The following is a 14317-nucleotide window of genomic DNA, read 5'->3' as shown; positions in this document are numbered from 1 at the left end:
AAAATTTCCGGAGACAATTTAAGATAACAAAAAAGCAATTACAGACAACCTAAAATTATTTGTGCTTTTATTGAAATAAATCAAAAAACTCCTCGAATCGAGGAGTTTTCTATATATATACGGTTAATTTATCTCTGAACCGCTTTCTTCATCGCATCCGGACGAAGCACTCTGTAACGCACTTCCATATCTTTCGGAATGTAGAAAACCAATGGCAATTTGCTGTTGTATCTTACGGTTTCAGGCTTTAGGTTGACAAATTGTTTCGTCAGCTTCTGATCCGGACATCCCATTAATGTACCACCTACTTCACCTTTAGATTCCACATCGTAATAGGTGTAACCCCAACCTTGTAAATCCTGAGTTTTCACTTCGCCCATCATAAAGTGTCTATTGCAATCCAGCATTTTTTCGGCACCTACGAAGAATTCAACTTTTAAGTCATTTTCGTTTTTAGCAACAGGTAACTGAATATATACTTGCTTATAACCTTCTTTCGCTTTAGGAAACATTTCAATCTCCAGTTTGGCAAACTTCTCCGCTTTATTTTGTGCAAAAGCATTCATTCCAATCATCATTACCAAACCTGTCATTAGTGTCTTTGAAAATTTCATAATTTTTGTATTTTAATTTTACAAATTCCTAAAAGCCAAAAATCATTCCAAAATCTCGATATCAGTGCCTTTCGAGTGGGAATTCATCTGCGGCGCATAATAGTTCTGCATCGTCGTAATACCGTTTGAGAACTTTCCGGATGCATTGGCAATATAATCATATTCAAATACATACTTACCTTTTGGCATGTATTGAATATAAAAATTTGTAGACGCATCTTTAGTAGATTGATAATATCCTAAATTATTCTTCCACTGATAACCGGAAAGCACGTCCAGAGGCTCAAACCCAGCTGCTCTCATATCTTTGATATGAATAAACTCCATCGCACGATCGGTATTCAAAATCATTCGTACCGTTACTTTATCTCCTACTTTTAATGGAGTTTCGGATGAAATTTTCTGCAATTCTTCCCCGTTCACGGTCTTTACTTTTTTGTATAATTCTTTCGTAATCGAGATGTAATTTTCGGAAGATTTTATTTTATTTAAATCTTCATAATATTGCCAGAACAATCCTCCCTGAACAATTCCCGCACCAGGTTTTGTTACCGTAACAGTCGCAAGGTTTTTATTTAAAATATCAGATTTTACCACAGATTTCACATATCCCGTTGCCTGAGTTTGTGGTTGCAATTCTTTTCCGCCCCAAACGATGGTTGCTTTATCACTTTCAGCACTCGTCCATGATTTCCCTGAATTTAAAATCGTAAAAATAACCTCTGAAGTGCCTCTTGAAGTTCCCCACGAATTAACCTCTTTTTGAGTAATCAGCCAGATTTTCATGTCTTCAATGAACTTTTGATCGTTTGGTTTTAGCTTATTAAATGCTTCCAAAGCACCTGCCTGATTCACCACTTTTGAGCTAAACCAGCCCCAGCCATCCCGATTTTGTTTCCAGTAAACACCCTGTGTTTTTGAGTCTACCGAAGTTTCTTTTAAGTAATTCAATATTTTATCTGAAACGTCTTTTAAGCCATAATCATTCATTAACAAAGCGGCACGATGCAATCCGAAGAAGGTAAAATCTGTTAATTTTGCCGTTTTTGCTTTTTGCTTAATTAAGGATTTTAAAGAAGCTCCTTTTCCTCTCAGCGGGTATTCTTTTTCCCAGTAATTTCGGGTATCCAGATAATCCAATGTCCAGTTGGTCCAGACATTTTTTTCATTCGAATCATAATATTTACCCATTTCATTATCAACATATCCAATCAGGTTTTTCACTAATTCTTTTTGTTCAGAATTTTGATAATTTTTCATATTACCTTTCAACCAAGAATTAATTTTTCCTAAATTTTTAAGAATATACAATGAGGTTGAATATGAACTAGGATACCCCTGATACCAAGAGAAACCACCATCCGGATTCTGCAGTTTTTTGAAATCATCCCAATCCTGATTGATCGAATTTTTCATCGTATTTGCATCGAACAACAAAGCTAATTTAGCCATTTGTTCCCCTTCATTTTTACTTTCCAAAACCCAAGGTGTTTCATCCAGCAGCAATTGTTTCAGCTCCTGATTTTTTTCAAGATTTGAATTGAGTAATCCTTTATTCTGATATTCTTCGAAAACGGTTTTCATTTTCGGATTAGCTTTAAAAATTTCGGATGCTAAAACATCAGCAAACCATTTATTAAAGATCACATCCGCAGAATTATTAGGGTCATTTTTCAAACTTGGAAGCGCAAACATAATCTCCCAAATCGGATTGGTCGTCAGTTCCAACGTATTTGAAACGTTAGAAATCGTTGATGAATTGGCATTTTTAAGATTTTCCAGTTCAAAAGTCTTCGTTTCACCTTCTTTTACAAAAATAGGAAGAGCGTCTGTCACCAACATTCTGTTCGGAAGAATAGCCACTGCTTTTTGTTCGCCATCAGAATATTGTCCGGCCTTTGCAACGATTTTTAAAATAATCGAAGAAACGTTATTCGGAACTTTCACTTTCCATGTTAAAACAGAATTTCCATTTTCATCAACCGAAAAAGCCTGCTCTTTATTATATCCTGAAACAGCTGTTAATGTACTCAATCCGAATTTTTCAGAAATATCTTCATTCGTAAAAGCGTCCAAAATCTGTAACTGTGCCGAACCATTTAATTTTTTGCTCGTTAAGTTTGATAATTTTGACTGTAAATTCAGTTCATCACCTTCTCTTAAAAATCTAGGATAATTTGGAGTAACTGAAAATTCCTTCTGAGTAACCACTTCTTTCTGCAAGGTCGCTGCTCTTGCGTCTTTGGTGTGAGCTAAGAACATCAATTTCCATTTCGTTAATGCTTCGGGAGAAGTGAATTCAAAGCTTACATTTCCTTCGGAATCCGTTTTAAGATCAGGATAGAAAAAAGCGGTTTCATTTAAATTCTGACGAACAGGAATTTTATCTGATGAATCTTGATCTAGCTGATCCGTATATTCCGCTTTTTCCTGTTCGTTCAATTGTCTTCCAGAAGCTAAAATATCTATGGCAGCATCATCAACCATGGCTTCTTTTTTCATTCTCATTGCTACGGGAGCTGCAGAAGGACTTGGAACTCTTGAACTGAAAACTTTCACACCTGCAGTCCTTCCTGATAATTCACTTAATACAGTATATTGCATTTCATCATCAAACCAATTAAACTGAGGAACTTCCACATAATTTCCATTGAAATATTTCGATCTTTTTTCGTAATATTTTGAATAAAGACTTTGTCTCATATCGTAAGATGAAACAATGGAATAAGGCATATAAAGTCTTTGCCAATTGAAGCTATTTACCGCAAACTGATCTAGAGACATATCATACATATTCGCCAAAACCTCAGCATTCATCTTTTCTTTATCACTTCCTAAAACTTTTACAGACCATTTTTCCTTTGAATTTGGTTCCAGCTTATCTCTGAAAGTTACTGTTTCAATCTTTAAAGGCTGTTCTGTACTTTTAATTTTTAAATCAACACTTTCTGTCTGAATATCATTAAAAGCAACAATCTGAAACTGAAGGTTCAAGGTTGAAACGGATGGGTCTTTTGGGATTTCCATCGAATATTCTAGCATTCCGTTTTTGAATTGATGAACTTCTGAAGTTGTTTTTCCTGAACCATTTTGGATGAAAACAGTAACCAAAGCATCAGGGATCGCAGAATAAACATACACTTTTGCTTTTTCTCCTCTTGAAAATTCGGTTTTAGGATCTAAAACGGATAAGAATGTTTTTTGATTTGGCTTTAATGATTTTTTATCCCAAACATTAAAATTCTGAGCTGTTTTAATAGTATCCTTTCCTTCAATATTATACAATTCCAGCTGATATGTTCCCGCTTCTAGTTTTCCAAGATCAAGATCTGAGGAAGGCTGCTGCGTTTTGGTAATAATAACTTTTTCAGTTTTCCAGTTTTTCAGTTCATCATTTTTATCATAAAAATCATGCGGAAATTTGCTGTAAAACTCTGCCTTCGAGTATTTTGGCTGATCCTGAATGACGGCTTTAAAGTTCTGTCTGAAAATTCTGTCCGGCTCCTGAAGTTTAGTCAATTTTACCTGATAAGGCTTTTTAACATCCTGCTCATTATAATTTTTAGTTTCAACTTTCAGTTTTAAATTATTATCAGAAAACGTATTTTCAATTTCATCAGTTTTAATATAATGAGAAACCGAAGCCACTTTAAGGTTGGTATCCGCCGATTGCGTTTCGCCGTTAATATCTGTTACCGAAGCATTAATTTCATAATTATCTATCTGGATGCCTTCCACATTTTCATCTTTTTTAAGATCTAATTGAATGGTAAATTCTCCTTTCTCGTTTGTTTTAACCTCCCCTAAAATCGAGTTTTCATTATCATTATTTTGCGGATACCAACTGAAATATCGCCAACGGATATTACGTTTTTTAATTTCATAGTCTACCGTTGTATTACTCAGGGCCACACCGGAAAACATCATTGCTTTTCCTTTCAGCTCGGTGGTTTGTCCATATTTATAATCTCCTTTTACAGGCTCAAATGTCACCTCGAACTTTGGTCTTTTGTATTCTTCAACACGTATATCTTTGTATCCGCCTGTTCCGCCATCGGTTTCCAAAGTAAATCTTCCGTTAAGCTTACCTTTTGGCAACACAAAACTTCCATGATAAGAACCAAAATCATTCGTGGTAAAATCCTGCGAAGTTACTTCCTGATAATTGGCATCTTTCAGCGTAATTTTCTGTTTTAAATCTGAAGCAACCGATTCAGTTTCTTTGTTAATTTTTGTATTGATTACTTTAAAATAAACCGTTTGTCCGGGTCTGTAAATGGCTCTGTCTGTAAAAATCTGTGCCTGAGTGCGGGTTTCTTTATTGGGATTTCGATCCGCATAATATTCCCTGTAAACATTAATGAATTGATAATCGTTGGTCTTCGGCTGCTGAACCAGATATTTTACATAATAGTTTTTAGAAGGCAAAGTAAAAATACCGTTCGTATCTGTTTTAGCTTGGGTTTTAGTCAGACTTTTACCATTGGTGTATTCGTAAAATGTAAGATTTTCGTTAATTATAGGTTTGCCATTTTCACTGTTGACCAATTTAAGATGAGTAGAATTTAATTCGCCGCCGCTTTTACTTTGGTAAATAATTTTATGGTTTGAAACTAAAAAATAGAAATTCTGTCTTTTATCATTTTCGTTGCCCGTAACGTTATATTCGGCAATATATACTCCTGAAGGAAGTGATTTTATTTCCAAAGAAGTGGAATGATTCTGATAATCTTTGGCATCCGTTACCTGAAAAACTTCTTTTCTTACCAGATTTTTTTTAATCGTGTTGAAAAGATCTGAGTAAGAATTTCCCGCATATTGCATAAATAAAGTAAAATCATCTTTCACTTCATAAATATTCAAAGAAAATTCTGAAATATTTTTGTGGTCGGCCACAAAATGAATCGGGAGATTAGGCTGCGTCTGCTGCTCATATCTGAAATTAAGCGTCGGAACTTTAATTTGTTCTTCAATATTTTTGACATTCTCAATAAAAGGAGATTTCGGATACTGAGCTTTTGCCTGACTGGCGATTTCTAAGGCTGCCTTCTGTTCTTTTTTAGAAATCAGCTGAGACATGATCTGTTCCATCACCAAAACTTTATAATCTCCTTCTGTAGAAGATTTAACAAGGCTTTTCAACTGCTCCAGTTTATCTTTGCATTGGTTGAAATTGCAGTTTTCCTCCAGCTTCTGATGCATAAAATACAGTTTTGAATTTCCTGAATTCTGAGCAATTAATCCATCAAAAATAGCATCAATTGTTTTTCTATTTTCAGCGAGTTCATTTTTAGTAAAAAGCTGATTATCCGAAAAGAAATTTACTTTTTTCAAATCATACCAATCTGCCAGAGTCGGAAAATAAGTAATGTCTTTTGTGTTAGAAAAAAGATCTTTATATTTTAATAACGCTACTTTTTTCATTTCAGACGTCTGCTGATCCAACTCCTGAAAATTCTTCGTCAGATAATTTTTAAAATCAAGCTTGCTCCAGGTTTCGATCTGCGCTACATCCTGCGAATTCAGATTGGTTCTGCCATTTACTTTCCATGAATTTTGCTGATAGTAATCCATAAAAAAGCCATTTGCCAACACCTTAAAAACAATTTTATCATCGCCTTTCAGCTGCTTTTCGGCATTCTGAATTTTAGTAAAAAAACTCGAAGCCGCATTATTCTGTTCATCATCCGAAGTTGTATTCAAAATACTGAATTCAGATTTTAGAGAACGGATGAGCTGTAAGGTATTGTTTTCTTTCATAGCCTGTTTTTGAATGTCTAAAACAATGGGAAGATTAGATTTATACGTTCCTTTTTTACTGTTTTCTTCTACTTTTTTCCATTGATCGTCGTAGTATTTTTGTGCCTGTATTCGGCCGAAAACACTCAAACATAAAATGAGGGTTAAGAATTTTATATATTTCATTATTGTTTATTTTTAATTTCAATTTTATCGCCTTTGGTTCTGGCATTCATCTGCGGAGCGTAGTAATTCTGCAACGTGGCAAATCCGCTTGAGAAATTTCCCGACGCGTTGCATATCAAATCATATTCAAATACATATTTCCCTTTCGGCATATAGTAAATATAGAAATTGGTAGATGCATCTTTTGTAGCCTGATAATACCCCAGATTATTTTTCCATTGATAACCCGAAAGCACATCTACAGGCTCTAATCCGGCAGCTCTCATATCTTTTAAATGAACATACTGCATCGGTCTATCCGTAACAAGAATCATTCTTACGGTCACTCTGTCTCCTACATGTAACGGACTATTTTCTGTAATTTTCATTAATTCTTCTCCATTTTCAGTGGGCATTTTTTTATAAAACTCTCTGGTCATGGCAATATACGTTTCGGTAGATTTTACTTTACTTAAATCATCATAATATTGCCAGAACAATCCTCCCTGAACAATTCCCGGGCCAGGTTTTGTAACAGTAACTTCTCCCAGATCCTGATTTATCTTCTCAGATTTTACAACCTGCTTAAGATATCCCGTTGTTTTCGGATTAGGAGCAATTTCTTTTCCGCCCCAAATTACTTTGGCTTTATCGGCTTCCGGAGTCGTCCAGGATTTTCCAGAATTCATCAGGATATAAATTATTTCCGCAGTTGTTCTAGAATTTCCCCAAGAATTAGTTTCTTTCTGGGTGGCCAGCCAAACTTTAGCCTCTTCAATAAAATTAACATCTTTTGGACTTAATTTGTTTAATGCTTCAATAGCGCCCGCATGATTAACTGCTTTAGACTCATACCATCCCCAATCGTTCAGGTTTTTCTTCCAATACGCTCCTTGTGTTTCGGAGGAAACTGATGTTTCTTTTAAATAATTAATTAGTTTATCCGACGGAACTTTTAAGCCATAATTATCAAAAATAAGCGCTGCACGATGAACTCCATAGAACGTAAGATCTGTTAATTTAAACTGATCTGCACGCTCAATAATCATTTTTTTCAATCTTGCTCCTTTCTCGCCCAGCGGGTATTCTTTTTCCCAATAACGTCTTGTATCTAAATAATCTAACGCGAAATTACTCCACGGGTTATCTTCTTTTTCTTTCCAGTGCATTTCCAGCTCAGTATCAATATAGTTTATCAATTTAGAGACCATTTCTTTTTGCCCTATCATTTGATATTCTGAAATTCCGCCTTTCAGCCACTCATTCATTTTTCCTAAATTTTTAAGAATATATAATGAAACAGAATAACTGCTTTTATAACCCGGAAGCCACGGGAAACCACCATCACTATTTTGATAGTGCGAAAAAATATTCCAATCTGAATTGATGGAATTTTTCATCGCATTCACATCAAAAAGTCTGGCCACTTTATTCATTGTTTCCGCCTCAGATTGCGAATGCAGAACCCACGGTGTTTCTTCCAAAAGAACCTGTTTCAATTCCTGATTTTTCTCTAAATTACTTTTCAGAAGATCTGCAGATTTATATTCATCAAAAACTGCTTTCATTCTTGGATTTGCTTTAAAAATTTCTGTTCCTACAATGTCGGCAAACCAAGTATTGAAACGCGAATCTGAACTGATATTAAGGTTGTCGCTTAAATCAGGAAGGGCAAAAAGGATTTCCCAAACCGGATTCGTTTTCAGCTCTAATGTATTACTGAAATTAATCGCTGTTGATGAAACATCTTTTGTTAAATTATCTATTTTAAATGTTTTCGTTTCGCCTTCTTTTACAAAAATCGGAACGGTATCTGTTAAAATCATGGTATTAGATAAAACCGCAACCGGAATTTGTTCACCATCAGAATATTTTCCCGATTTGGCAATTACTTTTATAATAATGGAGCTGAATTTATGGTAAGGGGTTTTTATTTTCCAGCTTACAACAGAATTTCCGGTTTCTTTTACTTCAAAATCTTTAATGGAAGATGCGATCGCAAACTGGGAGGTAATATCTTCATTAGTCTCCGCATTTAAAATCTGAAAAGATGCCGAACCTTTCAATGCCTTCTTGGTAAGGTTTGAAATTTTTGCTTGAAAATCAAGTTCGTCTCCTTCTCTTAAAAACCTTGGATAATTTGGAGTTACAGACAATTTCTTTTGAGTAATAATTTCTTTTTCCAATGTAGCTGCTCGGGTATCTTTTGTATGTGCCAAAAACATCAGCTTCCATTTTGTTAATGCTTCCGGAGTTGTAAATTCAAAGCTTACATTTCCGTTGATATCTGTTTTTAAATTGGGATAGAAAAATGCAGTTTCATTTAGATTCTGGCGGGCTTTTACCTCATCAAGAATTTCTTTCTTATCGCTTGGTTTTTTAATATCATCCTTATCTAAAACTCCGTCATAATCAGTGTCTTCATATTTTGAAAAACGATTTCTAGAACCTTTAAAACTACTTTCAAGTTCTAGGGCGGTAACATTTTTAGGTTTAGGACATCCATTATATTCAGGCAATCCGGGAACAGTGGGGCACGCATCATTTCGATCATCAATTCCATCACCATCAACATCCGTGGTTAAGCCGTATTTTATTAAAAGATTATATAAAACATCATCATCAAACCAATTAAATTTTGGTTCACTAACATTTTTTCTTTCAAGATAGTTTACTTTTTTCGACCAGTATTCTTTTTCAATAAAATTTTCAATATTAAAATCTTTTATAATATTTGGTGGATAGTAAATCGTTGACCATCTGTAATTGTTTACCGCAAATTTGTCTAAAGATTGATCATACATATTCGCCAAAACCTCCGCAACAACTTTTTCTTTGTTTCTCCCTGTGATTTTCACACTCCATTTTTCTTTGGAGTTCGGCTCTAATTTATCCCGAAAAGTCGTTAATTCTATTTTTAACGGATCTTCATCTTTTTTCACATAAATATCAGCATATTCATTCTGAACATCATTGTAGTGAGCCACTACAAACTGAACATTATATTTTACAACTTCTTTATTTTGAGAAACCGGAAAAGTAAAAGAAATAACTCCGTTCACAAACTTTTTTCTTTCAAATTTTGGTTTTCCGGTTCCATCCTGAAGATAAATATTTACCGTAGCATCAGGAATCGCAGAATAAGCATACAACTTTACCGAAGAACCACGATGCACTTCTTTTTTAGGACTTACAACTTTCAAAAACGGATATTGATTTTTACCTAAACCTTTAGTACTCCAAACGCTGAAATCCTGCTCCGCTTTGATAGAATCTTTCCCTTCAATATTATAAATGAGCAATCGATAAGTTCCCGCTTCTAATTTGCCAAGATTTAATTCTTTTCCTTTATCTGTACGGTCGATAATCGTTTTTAATCTTTCCCAATATTTCTGATCTTCAAATTTATCATATCGGTCATGAGGAAATTTGCTTAAAAATTCTTCTTTTGAAAGTTTTGGAAGATCCTGAATATTCTTCTTAAAATTATTCCTCAACACTCTTTCAGGTTGCTTAAGCTGAATTAATTTAACCTTATAATTTTTATCCAGTGCAATTCCGTTGTAATTGAATGTTGATACTTTCAATTTTACCTCATTTTCAGCAGAAGTTTCTTTAATTTGTTCAGCCTCCAGATAATGCGAAACGGAAGCTACATTGACATCTGTAGTGGCTGATTGTGTTTCTCCGTTAATATCCGTAATACTTGCTTTTATTGTATAACCATCGATTTGAATACCTTCTTTATTCTCATCTTTTTTAAGATCAATTTTAATAATAAATTCTCCCTTTTCGTTGGTCTCCGTTTTTCCTAAAATTGGATTGTAATTGTTGTAGATATCTTCATACCACCAAAAGTATCTTTTACGGATATTTTCTCTCTTAATCTCATAATTTACAACAGCATTATTCAGGGGAATACCTGAAAAGGTAAGCGCTTTTCCCTTCAGTTCAATAGTTTCGCCATATTTATAATCATTTTTAATGGTATCAAAAACAATTTCAAATTTCGGACGTTTGTATTCTTCTACAGAAAAATATTTTGTACCATACAAATCTCTTATGTCATGTCTTCCGGATGTACTTAAACTGAATTGTCCATTCATTTTATCCTTCGGAAGCACAAAAGATCCACTGTAAGATCCGAATGAGTTTGTTTTAAGCTTTTGAGTAGAAATAACCTGTCTGTTTGCATCATATAAAGTAATTTCCTGTTCATTATCAACAATCAAAGCATCTCGTTTTTTTTCAAAATCAGGATACGTTGAAATGACTTTAAAATGAACCGTTTGGCCAGGTCTGTAAATTTGTCTGTCTAAAAAAATCTGACTTAAAGGGCGTTCATCTCTATAATCATGATTCCATTCGTACTCATTATTCAATAGATTAAAGTCATTAGAATCTGGTTCATAAAGAATTTCTGTACGGCTATAGTGATCAACCTTGGGAGCAAATCTTGCAAAATTATCCGTTTTAATAAGAATTTCAGTTTCACTCACATTCGAATAATCTCTAAAATCATATTGTTGCAATTTTGTATTTGGTTTTATTTCGCCATTTTCCCTTGAAAGCAAAATATAATTTTTATTCTGATCATAAATCACCCTTGAAGAAGTCACAATCATCAAAAATCTAGAAATATCTTCACCGTTAATATATTCTGCAATATAAAGCCCTTTCTGAAGCAGATTCATTGCTAAAGAAGTTGTGTATGTTTTGTAATCCTTTTTATTTGGCAAAGAAAAAATATTCGTCCGTACGGTTGTTTTATCTATTTTATCAAAAAAATCTTTATAATTAAGTTTTTCTAAATATTCAAGATTATTCTTAAAATCATTAACCTTGTAAATTTTAACTGTAAAACGATCCGCATTTTTATGCTTAGCAACAATATGAATTGGTTTTTCAGGTAAGTTATGCACATCATAAGTAAGCTCTACAAAAGGTGCTTTTATTGTATTTTCCTGCGAAACAATGTTACTTAGAAATTTAGAATTCGGATATTCCAGTTTCATCTTATCAATAAGTTGCACAGACTCCAAAAACTTTGATTTACGGTTAAAAAAATCTACAACATCTTTAGTGATTAAGATCTTATAATCTGCTTTTACAGGTGAGTTGATTAAAGAAATCTGTTGAGTAATAAAATCTTCTTTATCCTCTCCCGAACTTTCAGAAATAAGTTTTTGATGTTGAAAATAAATTTTAGGATTTTTATCATTAGAATCAATTAAATTCTGATATAAAGTAGAAATAATTGTCTTATTTGCTTTTAATTCATCCTCAGTGAAAATATAATTATTCTTTAGAAAATCTATATTTTTTTTAACCTTCCAGTCGTAAAGTGTAGGAAAAAATTCAAAATCGCTTTCGGTTTTAAAAGCTTCTTTATATTTCTCTAAATCGATTTTCTTTAATTTAACATCAATCTTAGAAAGCTCTGCAAATCTTTGAGTATAGAAATTTTTAAAATCCAGTTTGGTCCACGACTCTATCTTTGAAAGATCTCCTTCGTTAAGATTCGTTCTTTTTTGAATCTCCCACTTTTTTGTATCAAAATAATCCTCAAAAAATTCAATTTCCAGCACTTTGAAAAGTAAAAGATCATTTTTACTCATCCTTTTTTCTGCCTCTTGTATTTTAGCAAAAAAATCAGATGCATAATTATTTTTCGGATCGTCTTTAGTTTCTTTATAAATTGTAAATTCCGTTTTCAGAGAGCGTATAAGTTGCGTCGCATTTTTTTCTCTGATGGCCTGATTTTGAATTTCAATTACGATCGGCAGGCTGGATTTCACATTTCCGCTGTTGTAACCTTCTGCAATTTTTTTCCATTGATCTTCATAATAGTTTTGCGAATAAAGAAAACTACACGAAAAAATAAAAAATAACAAAACACATTTGCAGATGTTTTTCATAGGTATTAATTTTGATAAATGAACGTTTTAAAAATACTGAAAAAATCCGTTATCGATAGTCAATTTTACGTATCCTTAATGGGGACTCTTTTTGCAGTGTTTTTCATGGAAGAGCAAAACACCTTCCGTTATCCCACGGTTTGCTTAATTTTTATCACCTATTTCAGTGGTTATCTGTATACTAAGTATCAATATACCAAGCATTTCTTTAAAATTTTAGTATTAAATGCTATTGCAGGGATTATCTGTGCAATGCTGATTTATCATAATCATAATGAAATCAGACTTCTAAAATGGTTTATTATTGTCGTGTTAGGACTTCTCTATAACAGTTTTTTTCTCGATGTTTATATTCGGAAAATCCCTTTGTTAAAAGTATTTTACGTGGGATTGGTCTGGGCATTGGTGAATTGCTGGCTTACCTTGCCACAGTTCAATCTTCCGATTTTCTTAATCAGTTTTTTCTTCATTACCGCGCTGGTTTTACCATTTGACATTCGGGATATGAAAAGCGATACGGTTAAAACTTTTCCCATGATTATTGGCGTTCAACACACAAAAAACATTGCTTATCTCCTTATTTTTGCGAGTAATATTCTTGCGATTTTATATTTGGATTTAAATTATTCAATTTCATTTTTTTTATCAAGTATCATCACGTATATTTTAATTTATTTCTCTGAAAATGAAAGGGATGACAGTTATTTCTCTTTTGGAGTGGAAACATGCTCTGCACTTCCTTTTTTATTTCTAGCAATAATGGAGTATTTTTGACGAATGAAAATCAAGAATCTTTCCCTTTACAATTTCAAAAACCATACTGAAAAAAAGTTCGACTTTTCTCCGCAAATCAACTGTTTTGTAGGGAATAACGGCGCGGGAAAAACCAATATTCTTGATGCGCTGCACTATCTTTCGGTAGGAAAAAGTTTTTTAGGAAATACCGACCTTAACAATATCAAAAACGAAGAAGATTTTTTCACCATAAGCGCTGAAATTCAAAATGATGAAAGCGAAGATATTATCCGAATAACTCAGCCTAAAGAATCAAAAAAAGTCATTAAAAAAAATGACAAAAGCTATGATCGTATGGCAGATCATATCGGATATTTACCAAGTGTGATGATTTCTCCTTATGATTCTAATTTAATTTCAGATTCCGGAGAAAGTAGAAGAAAGTTTTTAGATTCCATGATTTCTCAGACAGATTCTGAATATCTTTTTCATCTGATTCAATATCAAAAAACGATTCAGCAGAGAAATGCTTTGTTAAAATATTTCGCCAAAAATCGTGTTTGGGATAAAGATTCTTTAGATATTTATAATGATCCAATTACTAAATTCGGGACCAAAATTTTTGAAAAAAGACGAACTTTTGTAGAAAAACTCAATCCTATTGTTCAGAATTTTTACAGTATAATTTCGGGTGGAAAAGAAACGGTTTCAGTAATTTATGAATCTCATCTGCTTGAAAATTTCGACTTTTCTCAACCTCAAAAAAAGTTTAATGATTTACTGAAAGAAAGTCTGGAAAAAGACAGAATGCTGACTTACACATCCAAGGGAATTCACAAAGATGATCTTTTATTTGAAATGGATGCCGTTTTAATCAAAAAAATTGGCTCTCAGGGACAGCAAAAATCATTTTTAATTTCATTGAAACTGGCTCAGATGAGTCTTGTAAAAGAGCTGACGAATAAAACGCCTATTCTTCTTTTGGATGATATTTTTGATAAGCTTGATGATACAAGGGTTTCGCAATTGATTGAACTGGTAAATCAGGAAAATTTTGGTCAGATTTTTATTACAGATACACACCGAGAACGCACAGAAAATGTTGTGAAAAAAATTAATGAGGAAAGCATAATTTTTGAAATTTAA

The 14317-nt window shown here is 33.3% G+C and carries 5 protein-coding genes; 2 read left to right on the top strand and 3 right to left on the bottom strand.

The features are described 5' to 3' along the window. Positions 1-128: 128 nt before the first annotated feature. Genes OXQ85_RS04040 through OXQ85_RS04030 form a run of 3 tightly spaced genes read right to left on the bottom strand, consistent with a single transcriptional unit; the run spans position 129 to position 12436 of the window. Positions 129-614, bottom strand: a complete 486-nt coding sequence (locus OXQ85_RS04040) for an ecotin family protein (protein WP_267402525.1) — start codon at positions 612-614, stop codon at positions 129-131. Between the two features lie 42 nt (positions 615-656). Then, positions 657-6539 (bottom strand): alpha-2-macroglobulin family protein, encoded by a 5883-nt coding sequence (locus OXQ85_RS04035; RefSeq protein WP_267402524.1) that lies wholly within the window; start codon positions 6537-6539, stop codon positions 657-659. Next, entirely contained in the window at positions 6539-12436 is a 5898-nt protein-coding gene (locus OXQ85_RS04030; protein ID WP_267402523.1) for an MG2 domain-containing protein, read from the bottom strand. The genes OXQ85_RS04035 and OXQ85_RS04030 overlap by 1 nt, the downstream gene beginning before the upstream one ends. An 18-nt stretch (positions 12437-12454) precedes the next feature. Here OXQ85_RS04030 and OXQ85_RS04025 point away from each other — a divergent pair, with 18 nt between their 5' ends. Together OXQ85_RS04025 and OXQ85_RS04020 are read left to right on the top strand one after the other, a co-directional pair. Next, positions 12455-13210: a hypothetical protein gene (locus OXQ85_RS04025; protein WP_267402522.1), complete on the top strand. Its 756-nt coding sequence runs from the start codon at positions 12455-12457 to the stop codon at positions 13208-13210. A gap of 3 nt (positions 13211-13213) precedes the next feature. Next, the gene (locus tag OXQ85_RS04020) at positions 13214-14317 is read left to right on the top strand and encodes a DNA replication/repair protein RecF (protein ID WP_267402521.1); all 1104 of its coding nucleotides are present in this window, start codon (positions 13214-13216) and stop codon (positions 14315-14317) included.

The sequence above is a fragment of the Chryseobacterium sp. GM_Chr_2 genome (assembly GCF_026540445.1).
Lineage (GTDB): Bacteria > Bacteroidota > Bacteroidia > Flavobacteriales > Weeksellaceae > Chryseobacterium.
This window is presented reverse-complemented; position numbering and strand designations above follow the sequence as displayed.